Genomic DNA, 16,171 nt, shown 5'->3' on the forward strand with positions numbered 1-16,171 from the left:
CAGCGCCCTGCAAAGGAGCTTTCCATGTTCAACACCCTGCTGGTCGCGCTTGATGGCGGCCCCCAGCACGACCGCGTGCTGGACCTGGCCGCCACCATGGCCGGCCCCCGCAGCCGCCTGCACCTGCTGTGCGTGCTTGACCCCGAATTCGCACTGGCCGCAGGTGCCACCGATGCCGACCGCCGTGAGTATCCCGCCGCCGCCCGGCAGCAGGCGCATGCCGAAGCGGTACTGGCCGACGCCCTGGCCGAGCTGCGCGAGCGCGGCGTGGACGCCATCGCACAGCTGCCTTCAGGCGATCCTGGCGAAGTGATCAGCGCGCAGGCGCGTCGCCTGCAATGCGACCTGATCGTCATCGGCCACCGCCATCTGTCACGCCTGCAGCGCCTGTTCGAGCCCTCGGTGGGGCAATGGACGATCGACCATGCGCCCTGCCCGGTGCTGGTGGAAACACGCGATCGGTAGGTACGCCCGCATGGCCTCACGTTCCCCTGTATTTCCCACCCGTGTGAGTTATCGCGCTTTCGGCCGTCAATTCAGCCGGGGCGAGCAGATGCTGCTGGCTGCGCTGCGGCAACTGCGCGACCCCGCCCTGCATGATGAAGGCATGGCGCAACTGGCCGCGCTCGGTGTCGACGCCGAAGGTCGCGACGCCTTCGGTGAGCTGCTGCCACTGCTGGCCACGCCGCAGGCACCTATCGATCTGCTGCGTCCCGGGTCGCCCTTCATTTCTGCCAGCGAACTGGACCTGTTGGTCTGCCTGCTGCGCATCGCCCAATGGCGGCACGCACGCCCACGCGAGGACAATGAACTGGCGCCGCTGCGTCGGCAACTGGCGCACTGTGCAGCGGCCGTGCACACCACGCAGTTGACATTGCGGCAACGATCGCTGTCACCGGTGGGCCTGCGCCTGCTGGATCCGGCCGGGTGGCTGCGCCAACGCTGATCGACCACGCAGCTTGCTGCGACAGTCGCGCAGCCATGCTCAACAGTCCAGCGTGTCGTGCGCGCCGCTGTCGTCGTCCAGCACGTGTGCGTGCAGGATCACCTGGTTGCGGCCCGCACGCTTGGCCGCGTACAGGCCGGCATCGGCATCGGCCAGCAACTGTTCGGCGGTGGCCAGCGCCGGCGGATGCAGGTAACCCACGCCCACGCTGATGCTGACCCGGCCTTCCGGCAGCGGCAGCGCTTCCACCGCCTCGCGCAGGCGCTCGGCCAGCGCCAGCACACCCGACAGCGGGCTGCCGGGCACGATCACCGCGAATTCCTCGCCGCCATAGCGCGCCACGCTGTCGGCCGCGCGCCCGGCGGTGGCCTGCAGCACCGCGGCCACCGCCTGCAGGCAGCGGTCGCCGGCGGGATGACCGTGCTCGTCGTTGAATGCCTTGAAATGGTCGATGTCCACCAGCAACAATGCCAGTTCGCTGCCGCTGCGACGCGCCCGGTTCCACTCGGCCAGCAGCAGCGTATCGAACTGGCGGCGATTGGCTACGCCGGTCAGGCCATCCTGCCGCGCCAGCTGATCCAGGCCTGCCTGCCGTTCCAGCAGGTCGAGCTGCAGCAACGTGCTGCGCAGGCTGAAGCCCAGCGTTGCCACCACGAACCCGGTCAGCGCCAACGGCCGCGCGTGGTCCACCACCAGGGTACCGACCACCAGCAGCAGCAACGGCAGGATGATCGGCCCACCCGCCTGCACCAGCCGCGACAGACGCGGATGCAGCGAGAAACCGGGCGCTGGCGCCTGCCGCAGTGCCAGCACGGCCAGCAGCAGGAACGGCAGATTGATCAGCGTGTCGTTGTAGGCACCGAACGACTGCTCGGCGGTGTAATGGTTGATGTAGTAAGCCACCAGCAGGTAGAGCAGCGCAAACAACGCTAGTGCCCGAAAGAAACTGCGCCGTTCGGGCACGTCGCCCGCCAGCCAGCGCACCACCGCGAAACCGGCGATGCACAGGTTCTGGATGTCGAACATGTGCTGCATGTTCGACATCGCCTGGTCATCGATATCGATGCGGTCGGCGAAGAACTGGGTATGCACGAAGAACAACACGCCCAGCAGGGCGGCCATCACGCCGTCGATCAGGCTGATGGTCCAGCGTTCGCGACGGGCGCGGGCCAGGATGAACACCAGCGGCACGCCGTACAGCACGTACAGCAGCAGACTGACCCGGGGAGTCAGGTCGGCACGTCCCGCCCCCACTGCGTCGACCATGTTGAAGGCCATGCCACCGGCCCAGAGCAGCAGGGCCAGCGCGGTGGCGCGCCAGCCCAGTGCAGCACGGTCGCGCTGGCCGCGCCACAGGCAGGCCGCGGCCGCCAGCAGGGGTGCCGCAGTCAGAAACACGAACGATCCCTCACCGGCCGCACCCGGCCAGAACGCCACGACCACGCCATGACAGATCACGAACATCAGCGCCAGCACAACCAGCATGCATCCCCCATGCGCAAGGCCGTATGCCGGCACAATAGCGCGCCGGCACGCCACCGCGGCGTGATCCACTGCGGCAAAACGAAACTCCGGGCACACGCGCTGGTCGTGCCGGCCGCTGGCCGGCAACTTTAGGTAATCACGGGTCTGCAGGTTGCCGGCCAGCGGCCGGCACTACCCGCAAAACGTCAGGCGTGCAGCGCGCGGGCGTGGTGGCCGATGTGCTCGCCGATGAAGCTGGCGATGAAGTAATAGCTGTGGTCGTAGCCGGGCTGCAGGCGCAGGCTCAGCGGATGACCGGCAGCATCGCAGGCCTGCTGCAGGCGCTGCGGCTGCAGCTGGCTGTGCAGGAACTCATCCCCCTCGCCCTGGTCAACCAGCAGCGGCAGGCGCTCGCTGGCGTGGGTCACCAGTTCGCAGGCATCCCACTGCGCCCAGTCGGCCGGGTTGTCACCAAGGTAGGCGGCGAATGCCTTCTGCCCCCACGGCACGTGGCTGGGTGCGACGATCGGCGAGAACGCCGACACGCTGCGGTAGCGACCGGGGTTGCGCAGCGCGATCACCAGCGCGCCATGGCCGCCCATCGAATGGCCACTGATGCCTCGTGCGTCGGTTGCCGGGAAACCCGCCTCGATCAACGCCGGCAGCTCGTGAGCGACGTAGTCGTGCATGCGGTAGTGCTTGGCCCACGGCTGCTGTGTGGCGTTGAGATAGAAACCCGCGCCCTTGCCCAGGTCATAGCCCTCGGCATCGGCCACGTCATCGCCACGCGGGCTGGTGTCCGGGGCGACGATGATCACGCCGTGCTCGGCCGCATAGCGTTGCGCGCCGGCCTTGGTGATGAAGTTCTGCTCGGTGCAGGTCAGCCCGCTCAGCCAGTACAGCACCGGCAGCTTCTGCGTTTCGGCCTGCGGCGGCAGGTACACGGCGAACTGCATGTCGCAGCCCAGCGTGGTGGAATGATGGCGGTAGACGTCCTGCCAGCCGCCGGCACAGGCACGGTGTTCGATACGTTCCATGAGGTTTCCTCCCGAGGGACGGCAGGCAAGCGCCTGCCGCCCGGCGCGGCTCAGTAGTGGACCACCGAACGGATCGACTTGCCTTCGTGCATCAGGTCGAAGGCGTCGTTGATCTTGTCCAGGTCCATGGTGTGGGTAACGAACGGGGCCAGCTCGATCTCGCCCTTCATCGCGTCTTCGACCATGCCGGGCAGCTGGCTGCGGCCCTTCACGCCACCAAACGCGGTGCCCATCCACTTGCGGCCGGTGACCAGCTGGAACGGGCGCGTGGAGATTTCCTGACCGGCACCGGCCACGCCGATCACCACGCTCTGGCCCCAGCCACGGTGGGCGCATTCCAGCGCCGCACGCATCACGTTGACGTTGCCGATGCACTCGAAGCTGTGGTCCACGCCCCAGGTGGTCATCTCCACGATCACCTGCTGGATCGGCTTGTCGAAGTCCTTCGGGTTGATGCAGTCGGTGGCGCCGAATTCGCGGGCCAGCTCGAACTTGGACGGGTTGGTGTCCACCGCGATGATGCGCCCGGCCTTGGCCTGGCGCGCACCCTGGATGACCGCAAGGCCGATGCCGCCCAGGCCGAACACGGCCACGCTGTCGCCTTCCTGCACCTTGGCGGTGTTGTGCACCGCGCCGATGCCGGTGGTCACGCCGCAGCCGAGCAGGCAGACATGCTCCGGGTTCGCTTCCGGGTTGATCTTCGCCAGCGACACCTCGGCAACGACGGTGTATTCGCTGAAGGTCGAGCAGCCCATGTAGTGGTAGATCGGCTCGCCGTTGTAGCTGAAGCGGCTGGTGCCGTCCGGCATCACGCCCTTGCCCTGGGTGGCACGCACCGACACGCACAGGTTGGTCTTGCCGCTCTTGCAGAACAGGCACTCACCACATTCGGCGGTGTACAGCGGAATGACGTGGTCACCCGGCTTGACGCTGGTCACGCCCTCGCCCACCTCCACCACGATGCCGGCGCCTTCATGGCCCAGCACCACCGGGAACAGGCCTTCCGGATCATCGCCGGACAGGGTGAACGCATCGGTGTGGCAGACACCGGTGTGGGTGATCTTGACCAGCACTTCGCCCGCCTTCGGCGGGGCGACGTCGATCTCGACGATCTGCAGCGGCTGGCCGGGACCAAAGGCGACGGCGGCACGGGATTTCATGATGGCACTCTCCAGAAAGGGCTTGCGGAAAACAGGATGCGCGGCGCGGTGTCGCGCCGTCGTTCATTTCAGGTACGAGCGGATCAACGCGCTCATGTCGCGCACGCGTTCGGCGCGTTGTTCATCGGAGGCGGCGGGCTGGCCGAACTCCTCGCGCAGGTGCGCTTCCATCACTTCGGACATCAGGCCGTTGACCGCGCCACGGATGGCGGCGATCTGCTGCAGCACCGGCCCGCAGTCGGCGCCGGCTTCCAGCGCGCGGTCCAGCGCATCGCACTGGCCGCGGATGCGGCGCACGCGGGCCAGAACCTTCTTTTTCTCTTCGGGAGAGTGCGGCATCGCTGGCCAGCCTCGGAACTATACTGGGGGATAGTATACAGAAGACGATCCGGACCTCAATCAAACGCCCCCTCTGCGGCCAGCCGGGTCAGCTCTTCCACCACGTAACGCACCTTCGGTCGCAGATGCCGCGTCTGTGGCCACAGCGCATGGATGTCCACATGGTGCTGCGTGCAGTGGTCCAGTACCGACTGCAACGCCCCGGATTCCAGATGATGGCGCACCAGAGACATCGGCATCTGGCAGATCCCCAACCCGGCGATCGCCCCCTCGATCACCGCATCGCCATCGTTGAGCTGGTGCGTGGCACTGGGGATGAAGCTGCCGTTGGTACCCTCGCTGCCGATCCGCCACGCCACCGACTGGCCATGACGGAAGCCGACCACGCTGCGATGGTCGCGCAGTTCGTCCAGCGTCTGCGGCACGCCATAGGCCTGCAGGTAGGCCGGCGACGCGCAGGTCACCAGGCGCTGGCTGGCCAGCTTGCGCGCGACCAGGTGCTCGGCGTGATGCAGGCCGCCAAAGCGGATCAGCAGGTCGATGCCCTCTTCCACCGGGTCAACGAAGTGATCGGTGAAGGTCATCGTCAACTGCAGGTCCGGGTGTTCATTGCACATGCGCAGCAGCACTGGCAGCACCACCAGCCGACCGAACGAGGACGGCATGTCGATGCGCAGGCGGCCGCTCGGCAGATGCGCAGCCGAGCCCAGGCAGGCTTCGGCCGCCGCGATTTCATCCAGGGCCGCGGCGCAGGAGGCGTAGTACGCCTCGCCGTCGGTGGTCAGCGCGATGCGCCGGGTGGTGCGATGGAACAGGCGCACGCCCAGCCGCGTTTCCAGCCGCGCGATGGCCTTGCCGACCGCCGAGCGGGAGATGCCCAGCGCGTCGGCGGCCTCGGTGAAGGTGGCCGAGCGCGCCGTGGTGACGAAGGTCGCCAGGCCATTCAGGGATTCGACGGGAAGCATCGGCACGCTCGCTTATTGGGGACAGATTGTCCCGCCTGACGGGAAATCTACCGCCTTTATGTGCCCGCATGTCAACTCCATCATGGTGCTGTCGCGCCGTTGGCGCCCTCCCCCGCTCCGAGATGACTGACATGACCGCCGCCCTGTTCCGCCCCTTCGACCTCGCTGGACTACCCCTGCACAATCGCATCGCGATGGCGCCGATGACCCGTGCCCGCAACCCCGGCGCCGTCGCCAATGCGCTGACCGCCCAGTATTACCGGCAGCGCGCCAGCGCCGGCCTGATCATCAGCGAAGGCACCCCGGTCTCACCGCAGGGCCAGGGCTACATCGACGTGCCCGGCATCTGGTCGGCCGAGCAGGTGGCCGGTTGGACGCTTGTCACCGACGCCGTACACGCTGCGCAGGGCGCGATCTTCGCGCAGCTGTGGCACGTCGGCCGCATGTCACACGCCTCGCTGCAGCCCGACGGCGGCCAGCCGGTAAGCGCCGGCACGCGGCCGGTGGCGAGCGACCCGAAGAACACCTCGTTCGTGTATCTGGACGACGGCAGCCGTGGCCATGCCGATCCGACACCGCCGCGTGCACTCAGCACGGAAGAAGTGCCGGGCATCGTCGCCGACTTCGTGCAGGGTGCCGACAACGCGATCGCCGCCGGCTTCGATGGCATCGAACTGCATGCGGCAAACGGCTATCTGTTCGAGCAGTTCCTCAACCCGGTCACCAATGACCGGCAGGACGTGTACGGCGGTTCGCTGCGCAACCGCGCGCGGCTGATCCTGGACACCGTGGATGCGATGGCCGCGCGCATCGGCGCGCACCGCATCGGCGTGCGCCTTGCGCCCAACAGCCAGGTCTTCGACATGCCCGCCTATGCGGAAAACGAAGCCAGCTATCTGTACCTGGCCGAGGAACTGGGCAAGCGCGGGCTGGCCTATGTGCATCTGAACGACAACTACCTGCATGGCGCACCGGCGATCGGCGAGGCCTTCCTCAAGGCCTTCAAGCAGGCCTATGGCGGTACGGTGATCCTGGCCGGCGGCATGACCCGCGAACGCGCCCTGCGGCTGGTCGAGGAAGGAATCATCGATCTGGCCGCCTTCGGCCAACCGTTCATCGCCAACCCGGATCTGGTCGAGCGCCTGCAGCGCGATGTCCCGCTGGCCATCCCCGACCGCAGCACCTACTACGGCGGTGGCAGCGAGGGCTACCTCGACTACCCGGCCGCAGGCTGATCACGCAGGAGCCGGAGCACGGCCGATGGCTGCGCTCCGAGCATCCGAACTTCAGGCGTCTTCGCGCACGTAGGCGAACGAATCGTCCAACCTCTCAAAGCCGATCACCGCAGCGACGATGGCCTGCGCGTCGTCGTCGCTGACACTTCCTTCAGCAATATCGTCAACGCGGGCGAACAGCCGCTGCAACGCTGCGTACTGGTCGCCGCGCAGGAAGGACTGGTGGGTCTGCAGCCAGCGCTGCAGATTGCTGGCCAGCTCGCCATGCGACAGCAGCGTGTACGGCGGCTGGTAATCGGCAACGGCTTCGACCATCTTGCGGAACAGGAAATCCTGGTAGCTGGCGGCCAGCACATCCGCGCGGTCGTCGTCATGCCACACCAGCACGACCGGCGGTTCGGCGAAACCGGGGGCGTTGCTCCAGAAGCAGTAGCTGTCGCCGCCGCCTGTCCGCGCAAACGGCAGCAGCTGCAGGTCGGGGCGCAGGGGATTGTAGTGGTCCTCGGCGGTCAGCTCCTGCCACGCCTCGAGCAGCTCATCGAGTTCCAGCGGTTCGTATTCCTGGGCGTACAACAGCACCGGTGGATCTGCCTGCAGCGTCGGGAACACCACCTCGGACCATTCCGGATGCGGACTACCCCAGCTCAACCGGCCTGCTGCCTGCAGCTGCCTGAACAACGGCGGGAAGGACTGGCCGGTGGCCTGTTCGATGTCAGATAGCGCGCTCATGGATGTCCTTGTCGACAGAGGCCGCCCAGCTTGCCTGAAGCCTGGCCGGAGATGAACCCGCGTCCTGCTCCAGGGCTAGACTGCATGCAACCGGCCACCGCAGACCTCTGACATGGATTCCGTTGCCCGCACCTTCATCGTTAACGTTGATGTCCCCGACCTGGCCGCCGCCGAGACGTTCTACACCCAGGCCTTTGGCCTGCGCAGCGGCCGCCGCCTTGGCCCCGGTGCGCTGGAACTGCTCGGTGGCCCCACGCCGCTGTACCTGCTGCAGAACGATGCCGGCAGCGCAGCGACCGATGACGGCGATGTGCGCGATTACGAGCGCCACTGGACGCCGGTGCATCTGGACTGGGTGGTCGCTGACATCGACGCGGCGCTTGCCCGCGCGGTTGCGGCCGGCGCCGCGCTCGAACATCCCATCGGCGAACGCCGCTGGGGAAAGATCGCCGTGCTGTCCGATCCGTTCGGCCATGGCTTCTGCCTGATCCAGTTCAGCGATGCAGGGTATGGCGCGCTGGTCGAATGAACTGGTGGCTGCGTAGCGGGCGCCAATCCACGCATGGCGTGGATCTACTGATGCGGGTGATCGCGATTCATTCGCGCAGCATGTCCACGAACGCACGCAGCGCACCGGGCATCTGCCGCTGCTTCGGGTAATACAGCGCAAACCCGGCGAAGGGCTCGCTCCAGTCTTCCAGCACCGCCACCAGGCGGCCGTCGTCCAGATACGGCCGCGCGGTGTCTTCCAGCACATAGGCCAGGCCGATGCCATCGAGCACTGCGCCAACCACGGTGCCCTGCTCGCACAGCGTCAGCCGACCCGGTACGTCGATCTCCAGGGTCTGGCCGTCGCGTTCGAACTGCCACTTGTACAGATGGCCGCTGGCGAAACGGAAACGTACGCACTCGTGCGCGGCCAGGTCGCGCGGATGCTGCGGGGCCGGCCGGCGCCGCAGGTACTCCGGTGAACCGACAATCAAGCCGCGCAGCGGCGGCCCCATCGGCACCGCCACCATGTCCTCGGGCACGAACTCGTGCAGGCGCACGCCAGCGTCGTAGCCCTCGGCAACGATATCGACCAGGCCATCGTTCTCGGTCAGCTCCACCCGTACGTCCGGATGCGCGTGCAGGAACCGCGCCAGCCGCGGCCCCAACTGGGTCGCCACCGCCGCCCGCGTCGCATTGATCCGCAGCAGGCCGGCCGGCACCGCGCGGAAGTGGTTCATTTCCTCCAGCGCGTCATGCACCTGCCCCAGCGCCGGCTGCAGGCGCTCCAGCAGGCGCTGCCCGGCCTCGGTCAGGGCCACGCTGCGGGTGGTACGGTGGAACAGGCCCACCCCCAGCCGTTCTTCCAGCGCGCGGATCGCATAGCTGACCGCCGAGGTCGACAGGGCCAGTTCGGCACCGGCGCGGCGGAAACTGCGGTGGCGGGCGACCGCAGCGAAGGCGGCCAGGTGGGTCAGGTTGTCAGTGGCCATGATTGTGCAGTCTGCCTTGATGAATCATGCCGATATATACGCTTCTTACCCTGAGGTACGGAGCGTATTGTAAAACGCCTTTCGACAAACCCTGCCAAGGATTCCCCATGTCCCTCGCCCGTGGTTACGCCGCCCACACCCATACCGACCCGCTGGTGCCCTTCGAATTCGAGCGCCGCGCGGTTGGCCCGAACGATGTGCGCATCGAGATCCTGTACAGCGGCATCTGCCATTCCGACCTGCACCAGGCCCGCGACGACTGGGGTGGCTCGATCTACCCGATGGTGCCGGGCCACGAGATCATCGGCCGGGTCACCGAAGTCGGCAGCGAGGTCACCCGCTTCAAGGTCGGCGACCACGCCGGTGTCGGCTGCATGGTCGACTCCTGCCGCCATTGCGATGCCTGCCAGCACGACCTGGAGCAGTACTGCGCCGAAGGTGCAACCTGGACCTACAACGGCCGCGAGCGTGAAAGCGGTGCACCGACCTACGGCGGCTACTCCGACCATGTGGTGGTCGAGCAGCGTTTCGTGGTCAAGGTCTCCGAAACGCTGGACCTGAAGGCAGCCGCGCCGCTGCTGTGCGCCGGCATCACCACCTGGTCGCCGCTGCGCCACTGGAAGGTCGGCCCGGGCCAGAAGGTCGGCGTGATCGGTCTGGGCGGCCTCGGCCACATGGGCGTGAAGTTCGCCAAGGCGCTCGGCGCGCACGTGGTGATGATCACCACCACCCCGGAAAAGGGTGCCGACGCCAAGCGCCTGGGCGCTGACGAAGTGCTGGTTTCGCGCGATGCCGAGCAGATGAAGGCGCATGCCGGCAGCTTCGACTTCCTGCTCAACACCATCCCGGTCAGCCATGACACCAACCCGTACATGGGCCTGCTCAAGCGCGAAGCGACCATGTGCCTGGTCGGTGTGCTGACCGAACTGGACCCGCCGTTGACCGGTGGCAGCGTGATCTTCGGTCGCAGGAACCTGACCGGCTCGGCGATCGGCGGCATGGCCGAAACCCAGGAGATGATGGACTTCTGCGCCGAGCACGGCATCGTCAGCGACGTGGAGATGATCGACATCAAGAACGTCAACGAAGCCTGGGAGCGCATGGCCAGGAACGATGTGCGCTACCGCTTCGTGATCGACATGGCCACCATCAAGGCCTGATCGCTGCGCTGATGGAATGAAGAAACCCCGGCATTGCCGGGGTTTTTTTGCGTACGCCACCCGCCGGGCATGGCCCGGCGCTACCGGATTCGTGGCGGGTAGCGCCAGGCCATGCCCGGCGGGCGCATTTTCAGTACGCGAACTCGCGGAACACCGGATCCACGTCACCGTGCCAGCGGCCATGGAACAGCGCCAGCTTGCGCTCGGCCGGGGTCAGGCCGGACTCGACGATTTCCTGCAGCACGTCCAGGAACTTGCTTTCATCCTGGCCATCGGCATTGCGCGCCGCACGGCGCTTGAGCCCATCCACCGAAATCTTCACCGCCTCGCGGGCGAGGTCGCGCACGGTGCCATCGCGGAACGGCAGGCCCATCGCGTGCTTGGGCACCCCATCACGCAGCGCATGGCGCTCGGCCAGGCTGAAGTCACGCACCAGATCCCACGCCGCATCCAGCGCCGTGTCGTCGTACAGCAGGCCCACCCAGAAGGCCGGCAGCGCACACAGCCGGCTCCACGGGCCACCATCGGCACCGCGCATTTCCAGGTACTTCTTCAACCGCACTTCCGGGAACGCGGTCGTGGTGTGGTCCGACCAGTCGCGCAGGGTCGGCAACTGGCCCGGCAGCACCGGCAGCTTGCCCTGCATGAAGTCGCGGAAGCTCTGCCCGCTGGCATCGTGGTAGATGCCATCGCGGTAGGAGAAATACATCGGCACGTCGAGCAGGTAGTCGACATAGCGCTCGTAACCGAAGCCGTCCTCGAACACGAAGTCGAGCATGCCGGTACGGTCGGCATCGGTATCGGTCCAGATGTGCGAGCGGTAGCTGAGGTAGCCGTTCGGCTTGCCTTCGGTGAACGGCGAGTCGGCGAACAGTGCGGTGGCGATCGGCTGCAGCGCCAACGACACACGGAACTTCTTCACCATGTCCGCTTCGCTGGCGTAATCCAGGTTCACCTGCACGGTGCAGGTGCGGGTCATCATGTCCAGGCCGAGCGAACCGACCTTGGGCATGTACGAGCGCATGATCCTGTAGCGGCCCTTGGGCATCCACGGCATTTCATCGCGCGTCCACTTCGGCTGGAAGCCCATGCCGAGGAAACCCAGCTGCAGTTCGCCGGCCACCTGCGCCACTTCATTGAGGTGGGTGCCGGTTTCCACGCAGGTCTGGTGAATGGTTTCCAGCGCCGCACCGGACAGCTCCAGCTGGCCCGCCGGCTCCAGGGTCACCGAGGCGCCATCACGCAGCAGGGCGATGGTGTTGCCGTTCTCCTGCACCGGCGTCCAGCCGAAGCGGACCAGGCCGTTGAGCAGGGCCTCGATGCCGCGCTCGCCATCGAAGGTCGGCGGACGCAGGTCATCCAGGCGGAACCCGAACTTCTCGTGCTCGGTACCGATGCGCCACTGCGAACGGGGCTTCTCGCCGGAGGCGATCTCCGCCACCAGTTGCGAGCGGTCGGTAATGGGCGTATCGGCGACGTGGCTGGGGCTCGACAAGGGGGTGGCTCGCTGGACGGTGGCAGGGGATGTGGGGCTGGGAGCCTTGCATCGCAAGGGCGCACTATAGCGTGGCGGCTCGTTACGTCATGCGACGGTGACGGGTTTCAGCATCCTACCGACACCCTCTTGACCCTCGTACACTCAGGACCATGAGCCGCCATTCACGACATCCCGAGCTGCACCGTGCCGATCGCGTCGGCTGGCTGCGGGCCGCCGTACTGGGCGCCAACGATGGCATTGTCTCGGTCGCCGGCCTGGTGGTCGGCGTGGCCGCCAGCGGCGCCTCGGCCAGCACGATCCTGGCCACCGGCGTGGCCGGCACCGTGGCCGGCGCGATGTCGATGGCCGCCGGCGAGTATGTGTCGGTGCAGACCCAGGCCGATACCGAAAATGCCGATCTGGCGATGGAGAAGCGCGAGCTGCACGAAGACCCGCACAGCGAACTGGACGAACTCACCGCGATCTACCGCCATCGCGGGCTGGAGCCGGCGTTGGCGCGCCAGGTTGCCGAACAGCTGACCGCCCACGACGCGCTGGGTGCCCACGCGCGCGACGAACTGGGCATCACCGAGGAACTGCGCGCGCGGCCGTTGCAGGCCGCATTGGCGTCGGCCGCCGCCTTCACCTGTGGCGCCGCGCTGCCGGTGCTGACCGCACTGCTGACGCCGGTACAGCACGTCGCCACGGTCACCACGGTCACCACGCTGGCCGGCCTGTGCCTGACCGGCGCGATGGCGGCACGCGCCGGTGGCGCATCACCCACGCGCGGCGCCCTGCGCGTGATGTTCTGGGGTGCACTGGCGATGGCCGCCGCGGCCGCGGTCGGTCGCCTGCTGGGCGCGCACGTCATATGACCGGCATGCCCCCCACCGCCATGGCACTACTGGCGGAGATGGCCAGCCTGGCCGGCTGCCAGCGCGCTGAGGGCTATGCCTGCATCACCGCCCGCCGCGAGCATGGTGCCAGTTCGGTGGAGATTCCGCAGCCACAGTTCGCCATCCTGCTGGAAGGCCGCAAGCAGGTACGTACCGCCCACCAGTCGCTGACCTTCGTCCCGGGCGACATCCTGCTGATCACCCAGCGCTGCCGCATCGACGTGGTCAACACACCGGACCCGCAGACCGGACGCTACCTCAGCGCGATCGTGCCGCTGTGCACGGAAGTCCTGGCGGCGGCGCGCACGCTGTGGAGCGGGGCCTTGCCAACGGCCGGAGCGGCGCTGGCCCGGCAGGCGCTGGGCGATCACGCCACGGTACTGCGCAGCTGGCGGCAGTCGTTGCAGGACGGCCACTACAGCGAAGCGCGGTTGGCGCTGGCCACGCTGGTACTGGCGTGGTGCCGGCAGGGCCACGGCAACCTGCTGTTGCCGCACGCACCGACGCTGGGCGAGCAGATCCGCGACCGCATCGCCGCCGAACCGGCCCGCGACTGGCAGTCGCGCGACGTTGAAGCGCACTTCGCGCTGAGCGGTGCGACCCTGCGGCGGCGGTTGGCCGCCGAAGCCACCAGCCTGCGCCAGCTGCTGACCGAAGCGCGCCTGGCCCATGGCATGCAGCTGCTGTACACCACTGACCTGCCGCTGAAGACCGTGGCAGCACGCGCGGGGTATCGTTCCGCAGCGAGTTTCAGCAAGCGCTTCGCCGAGCAGTACGGGCTGGCTCCCACAGATATCTAGGGTTGTTCGGCAGGGCTGCGCCCTGCATCCGCAGAGGCAACGGCAACAGCCGAAGCAACAGCAACAGCGTGCATTCCGTGGGATGGCGGGGCGGTGTGGGTATGCAGGACACGCCGTAAACCCATCCATGGGGGCTCGATGGCGCCATCCATGGCGCCAACGGTCCTGCATACCCACACCGCCCCGCCTTCGACAGTTTCCCGGCGGCCCGTAGATCCACGCCATGCGTGGATGATTTCCTCCAATTCCATTCGATTCATTTCGATGATTCCGAATTGAATTCGAAGAGCATCCACGCATGGCGTGGATCTACGTGTCGACCAAGGTCGACACCCACCAAAAGCAGGCCATGCCATCCCGACAGATCGCAGAAACCTGTCGAAGGCGGGGTGGGTCCGGTTGCGGGGGTGTCCGCGGCATGGATGCCGCGGCCAAGCCCCCATGGATGGGTTTACGGCGTCCCCCGCAACCGGACCCACCCCGCCATCCCACAGGAAACCAGCTTCTGCTGTTGCTTCGGCCGTTGCCGTTGCTGTTGCCTCTGCGGGTGCAGGGCGCAGCCCTGCCGATAACCCCCATTGAGCATTCCGCGCAGTGCTTTGAGCGCCGCACGCACGCGCAACACGGCACGCTGTGCGCAACGGGCCTGCCCATCACTCACCGAGAAGAACCGTCATGACCCTGCGTCATCTGCCATTGCACGCCGCCCTCCTGCTGGCCCTGTCCTCCCTGCCGCTGCCTGCGCTGGCCGAGGCCACCTCGCCCGCCCCCACCCAGCAGGTGCCGGGCGTGCAACACCAGCGCATCGGTGCGCTGCAGGTCACGGCCCTGTTCGACGGCGTGGTTGCGCTCGGCCGGCAGGAAGTGGTCGACGTGCCGCCAACGCTGGTCAGCCGCCTGCTCGAAGGCCGCTATGTGCCCGAAGACAAGAAGGGCCTGCAGACCGCGATCAACGCCTTCCTGGTGCGCCAGGGCAAGCACCTGACCCTGGTCGATGCCGGCACCGCGCAGTGCTTCGGCCCTGACCAGGGCCAAGTGCTGGGCAACCTGCGTGCGGCCGGCGTAGACCCGGCCGAGATCGATGAGGTGCTGCTGACCCATGCCCATCCCGATCATCTGTGCGGGATCCTCGATGCACAGGGCAAGCCGGCCTATCCGAATGCGACGGTGTGGCTGTCCAAGGCCGATGCCCGCTACTGGCTCGACCCGGCCAGCGAAGCCACGGCACCGCAGGGCGTGCGCTTTGCCTTCGCGCTGGCACGCAACGCGATCGCGCCGTACCAGGCCGCCGGTCGCCTGCACACCTTCCAGCCTGGCGACGCCCTGCCGGGGCACGCGGTGGCGATGGATACCCACGGCCACACACCGGGGCATGTGTCCTACCGTTTCGACAGCCAGGGCCAGTCACTGCTGGTGTGGGGCGATGTGCTGCATTTCCATGCCGTGCAGTTCGCACACCCGGAAGCGGCATTCGAGGCCGATTCGGATCGCAAGGCGGCTACGGCCAGCCGTCGCAGCCTGTTGCAGGAAGCCACCGCCAAGGGCTGGTGGGTTGCCGGCGCGCATCTGCCCTTCCCCGGGCTGGGGCACGTGCGCAGCGAAGGCCAGGCCTATGCGTGGGTACCGGCGGAATACTCGCCACTGAAATGATGTGCCGCCGGGCATGGCCCGGCGCTACCGGATCGCGGTGACGGAAAACACCAGGGTAGCGCCGGGCCATGCCCGGCGAGCGCAGTGGAGCGCCTTATTCCAGCCCCAGCCAGCCGCCGATGATGCCGCGGGCTTCATCCACGCCGGTACGGGCCGAGCCGGAGAACACCTGCACACTCACCGTATCGCCGAACGACGAATGCAGTTCCTTGCGTACCTTCTGCAGGGTCTGCATCTGCTGGCTGCGGCTCAGCTTGTCGGCCTTGGTCAGCAGCGCATGCGCCGGCAGGCCACGCTGCACGGCATAGGCCAGCATCTGCCGGTCGTAGTCCTTCAGCGGATGGCGGATGTCCATCACCACCACCAGGCCCTTCAAGGCCTCGCGGGTGCGGAAGTAGCGGTCGATGAAGGCCTGCCAGTGCGCCTGCAGGTCCAGCGGCACCTTGGCGTAGCCGTAACCGGGCAGATCGACCAGATGGGCCTCGGGGGTAACCTGGAAGAACACCAGCTGCTGGGTCCGGCCAGGCGTCTTGGAGACCCGGGCCAGGCTGTTCTGGCGGGTCAGCGCATTGAGCGCGCTGGACTTGCCGGCGTTGGAGCGACCTGCAAAGGCCACTTCAGAACCTTCATCGGGCGGCAGCTGCCCCATGTTGTGGGCAGAGAGGTGGTATTGGGCGCGTTCGATGAGCAATGACATGCGCATAGGATCGCATGTTGCGGCGCCGCGCGCCCGGCCCGGGGCCTTCCAGCGGGAAAATGCTGCACTGCTGCGTTGACCGTGCAAGGAAACGGCGTTGATAATCCGGGCGATGCCGGCCGCCGCCGCCCGGCC

17 protein-coding genes are annotated in these 16,171 nt (G+C 67.2%); 8 read left to right on the plus strand and 9 right to left on the minus strand.

Annotated elements, in window-relative coordinates; translation table 11 throughout:
- Positions 1 to 24 precede the first annotated feature (24 nt).
- Both D0Y85_RS17130 and D0Y85_RS17135 read left to right on the plus strand, forming a co-directional pair.
- A complete protein-coding gene (locus tag D0Y85_RS17130; protein WP_117311973.1) occupies positions 25 to 465 on the plus strand; it encodes a universal stress protein in 441 nt (146 codons plus the stop codon).
- A gap of 10 nt (positions 466 to 475) precedes the next feature.
- A complete protein-coding gene (locus tag D0Y85_RS17135; RefSeq protein WP_117311369.1) occupies positions 476 to 946 on the plus strand; it encodes a hypothetical protein in 471 nt (156 codons plus the stop codon).
- A 39-nt stretch (positions 947 to 985) separates the two neighbouring features.
- Here the strand turns inward: D0Y85_RS17135 and D0Y85_RS17140 are convergent, their stop codons facing one another.
- The 5 genes from D0Y85_RS17140 to D0Y85_RS17160 all read right to left on the minus strand — a co-directional run bounded on the left by D0Y85_RS17140 (position 986) and on the right by D0Y85_RS17160 (position 5,911).
- Positions 986 to 2,431: a GGDEF domain-containing protein gene (locus D0Y85_RS17140; protein WP_117311370.1), complete on the minus strand. Its 1,446-nt coding sequence runs from the start codon at positions 2,429 to 2,431 to the stop codon at positions 986 to 988.
- Positions 2,432 to 2,616: 185 nt separating this feature from the next.
- Positions 2,617 to 3,447: an S-formylglutathione hydrolase gene (gene fghA, locus D0Y85_RS17145; protein ID WP_117311371.1), complete on the minus strand. Its 831-nt coding sequence runs from the start codon at positions 3,445 to 3,447 to the stop codon at positions 2,617 to 2,619.
- A gap of 50 nt (positions 3,448 to 3,497) precedes the next feature.
- The gene (locus D0Y85_RS17150; RefSeq protein WP_117311372.1) at positions 3,498 to 4,607 is read right to left on the minus strand and encodes an S-(hydroxymethyl)glutathione dehydrogenase/class III alcohol dehydrogenase; all 1,110 of its coding nucleotides are present in this window, start codon (positions 4,605 to 4,607) and stop codon (positions 3,498 to 3,500) included.
- A 63-nt stretch (positions 4,608 to 4,670) separates the two neighbouring features.
- Positions 4,671 to 4,946: a formaldehyde-responsive transcriptional repressor FrmR gene (gene frmR, locus D0Y85_RS17155; RefSeq protein ID WP_005411009.1), complete on the minus strand. Its 276-nt coding sequence runs from the start codon at positions 4,944 to 4,946 to the stop codon at positions 4,671 to 4,673.
- Between the two features lie 56 nt (positions 4,947 to 5,002).
- The gene (locus D0Y85_RS17160; RefSeq protein WP_033831994.1) at positions 5,003 to 5,911 is read right to left on the minus strand and encodes a LysR family transcriptional regulator; all 909 of its coding nucleotides are present in this window, start codon (positions 5,909 to 5,911) and stop codon (positions 5,003 to 5,005) included.
- A 131-nt stretch (positions 5,912 to 6,042) separates the two neighbouring features.
- Between D0Y85_RS17160 and D0Y85_RS17165 the strand changes: the two genes are divergently transcribed.
- Positions 6,043 to 7,146: an alkene reductase gene (locus D0Y85_RS17165; RefSeq protein ID WP_117311974.1), complete on the plus strand. Its 1,104-nt coding sequence runs from the start codon at positions 6,043 to 6,045 to the stop codon at positions 7,144 to 7,146.
- A 51-nt stretch (positions 7,147 to 7,197) separates the two neighbouring features.
- On the opposite strand, the gene D0Y85_RS17170 is transcribed toward D0Y85_RS17165, so the two are convergent.
- Positions 7,198 to 7,875 carry an SMI1/KNR4 family protein gene (locus D0Y85_RS17170; RefSeq protein WP_117311373.1) on the minus strand — a complete coding sequence of 226 codons (678 nt, stop codon included), beginning with the start codon at positions 7,873 to 7,875 and terminating at the stop codon, positions 7,198 to 7,200.
- A 112-nt stretch (positions 7,876 to 7,987) separates the two neighbouring features.
- Between D0Y85_RS17170 and D0Y85_RS17175 the strand changes: the two genes are divergently transcribed.
- On the plus strand, positions 7,988 to 8,404 hold the full coding sequence (locus D0Y85_RS17175; protein WP_117311374.1) for a VOC family protein: 417 nt from the start codon (positions 7,988 to 7,990) through the stop codon (positions 8,402 to 8,404).
- Between the two features lie 67 nt (positions 8,405 to 8,471).
- On the opposite strand, the gene D0Y85_RS17180 is transcribed toward D0Y85_RS17175, so the two are convergent.
- Positions 8,472 to 9,356, minus strand: a complete 885-nt coding sequence (locus tag D0Y85_RS17180) for a LysR family transcriptional regulator (RefSeq protein ID WP_025874084.1) — start codon at positions 9,354 to 9,356, stop codon at positions 8,472 to 8,474.
- 107 nt (positions 9,357 to 9,463) lie between these two features.
- Here D0Y85_RS17180 and D0Y85_RS17185 point away from each other — a divergent pair, with 107 nt between their 5' ends.
- Positions 9,464 to 10,516 (plus strand): NAD(P)-dependent alcohol dehydrogenase, encoded by a 1,053-nt coding sequence (locus tag D0Y85_RS17185; protein ID WP_093817996.1) that lies wholly within the window; start codon positions 9,464 to 9,466, stop codon positions 10,514 to 10,516.
- A 130-nt stretch (positions 10,517 to 10,646) separates the two neighbouring features.
- On the opposite strand, the gene D0Y85_RS17190 is transcribed toward D0Y85_RS17185, so the two are convergent.
- Entirely contained in the window at positions 10,647 to 12,011 is a 1,365-nt protein-coding gene (locus tag D0Y85_RS17190) for a glutamate--cysteine ligase (RefSeq protein ID WP_117311375.1), read from the minus strand.
- A gap of 152 nt (positions 12,012 to 12,163) precedes the next feature.
- On the opposite strand from D0Y85_RS17190, the gene D0Y85_RS17195 reads away from it, so the two are divergent.
- The 3 genes from D0Y85_RS17195 to D0Y85_RS17210 all read left to right on the plus strand — a co-directional run bounded on the left by D0Y85_RS17195 (position 12,164) and on the right by D0Y85_RS17210 (position 15,339).
- The gene (locus D0Y85_RS17195) at positions 12,164 to 12,868 is read left to right on the plus strand and encodes a VIT family protein (protein ID WP_117311376.1); all 705 of its coding nucleotides are present in this window, start codon (positions 12,164 to 12,166) and stop codon (positions 12,866 to 12,868) included.
- Positions 12,865 to 13,689, plus strand: coding sequence for a helix-turn-helix transcriptional regulator (locus D0Y85_RS17200; RefSeq protein ID WP_117311377.1), 825 nt, complete (start codon positions 12,865 to 12,867; stop codon positions 13,687 to 13,689). Before D0Y85_RS17195 ends, D0Y85_RS17200 begins: the two co-directional genes overlap by 4 nt.
- Before the next feature lie 675 nt (positions 13,690 to 14,364).
- Complete coding sequence (locus D0Y85_RS17210) at positions 14,365 to 15,339, plus strand: MBL fold metallo-hydrolase (protein ID WP_117311379.1); 975 nt, start codon at positions 14,365 to 14,367, stop codon at positions 15,337 to 15,339.
- A gap of 94 nt (positions 15,340 to 15,433) precedes the next feature.
- Here D0Y85_RS17210 and yihA read toward each other — a convergent pair whose 3' ends face one another.
- Positions 15,434 to 16,036, minus strand: coding sequence for a ribosome biogenesis GTP-binding protein YihA/YsxC (gene yihA / locus D0Y85_RS17215; RefSeq protein WP_117311975.1), 603 nt, complete (start codon positions 16,034 to 16,036; stop codon positions 15,434 to 15,436).
- Between the last annotated feature and the right edge of the window lie 135 nt (positions 16,037 to 16,171).

This window comes from Stenotrophomonas sp. G4 (assembly GCF_003428825.1).
Taxonomy (GTDB): Bacteria; Pseudomonadota; Gammaproteobacteria; order Xanthomonadales; family Xanthomonadaceae; genus Stenotrophomonas; species Stenotrophomonas indicatrix.